The 1,640-nt window shown below is 44.3% G+C and carries 2 protein-coding genes; both read right to left on the reverse strand.

Annotated elements, in window-relative coordinates; translation table 11 throughout:
• Positions 1–426, reverse strand: a 426-nt coding sequence (locus tag F6K49_RS46950; protein ID WP_293109354.1) for a hypothetical protein, incomplete at its 3' end; no start/stop codon positions are given.
• 79 nt (positions 427–505) lie between these two features.
• Positions 506–1,640, reverse strand: a 1,135-nt coding sequence (locus tag F6K49_RS46955; protein ID WP_293109356.1) for a hypothetical protein, incomplete at its 5' end; no start/stop codon positions are given.

The raw sequence follows: 1,640 nt of genomic DNA on the forward strand, positions 1-1,640 counted from the left end.
TATTTCCTCTTCGTCCGATTGTAACTGTAGCGCTATCGGCTTAGTTTGAATTTCTTCTTCCTCGGATTGTAACTGTAGCGCTATCGGTTTAGTTTGTATTTCCTCTTCCTCGGATTGTAACTGTAGCGCTATGGGCTTAGTTTGAACCTCCTCTTCCTCCATGGAATTTTGCACTGAGGGTGCTGACATCCGCATTACTTGGGCTGCAACACTGTCTGCCTCCTTTTCGTACACATCATCTGGTTCCCCCACTTGCATTTTTGTCTGGATCAGACGATTGACGGCTTGGTTTCCCAGTTTTCGTTGGAGTTGCAGCATCGGGTGAACCGGGCCATAACTTGACCACGGTTTTTGAGTAACCGTTGAAGCTTTTTTTTGACCGTTTGCTTCTGTTGTTTTAGTTTGGGTTGCTCGTTGATAGCCCATGAGGTTCACCTTTTCCTTGGCCGTTGCTACTAATATGATGATGCAATTTTTACAGACTGAGTGTTTTGAGCCGTTACCTTTACGTTTCTTGCTCAGGGTCTGTCGAGGAGTCTTTCTCACGAATCTCTATGTCAGGACCAGGGCGAGGACCAGGGCCAGAACCAGAGCCAGGACCAGGGCGAGGACCAGGGCCAGAACCAGAGCCAGGATCAGGGTTAGGATCAGGGTCAGAAATAACTATACCTAATTGCCGTTCTATAACTAGGATTCGCTCTTGTAGATTTGTGATTTGCCCTTGTAGACTTTGAACCTCAGAAGCGTTATCCAGTTGACTCCTAGTCACATCATCCAATTTAACCATGCTAATACTTTTATCAGCAATTTTGGCATTGGTCACCGATTTATTGGCTAATTCGGCAGTACCTACAGAACCATCCCCTTCAAACTTAGTGGCCTTGACAGTTCCAGCCACCTCTAATTTTTCACTAGGATTATTTGTGCCAATGCCTACATTGCCGTTTGGCTGTAACCTCATTATTTCTTGTTCATCTGCAGCACCACCGGTCGCCGCAAAAATGAATCTGAATACATCATTCGTATTATCTCCCCATGCCAGTACAGAATCTTTGCGATCTGCCCCTTCATCTTTCAATCCTAGAAATACATTGTCACTATTCCAAGCAACTTGTAGTCCTGTTGTCATCCAGGGGCGATTACCACCTCCTAATCCATCTCCAACTTGCAAAAGGGATTGTGGATTTGTTGTCCCAATGCCGACATTGCCAGCATTATAGTAAATCCTGTTACTACTACCATCAGACCACTTTGTGCCACCAGCGCTAATACCAGTTAAACCAGAACCATCCCCTTCAAACTTAGTGGCCTTGACAGTTCCAGCCACCTCTAATTTTTCACTAGGATTATTTGTGCCAATGCCAACGTTGCCTTTGACTATCAAATCATTCTTTCCTGGATTGGCATAAGCATAAGTGTCAGAAACTAAAATTCCTCCTGCTTTTAATCCTGATGCACTGCTATTATCGGGAGAATTTATCAGCTGGAGATATCTATTTAACTGGGATTCTCCTGTCCCCGTATATAAGATAGGACTTACACCTGCTTCTAGGGTGAGATGTCCTCTAACATCTAACTTTGTTTCTGGATTATTTGTCCCAATGCCGACATTGCCAGCGTTATAGTAAATCTTGTTACTA

The organism is Moorena sp. SIO3I6 (assembly GCF_010672095.1).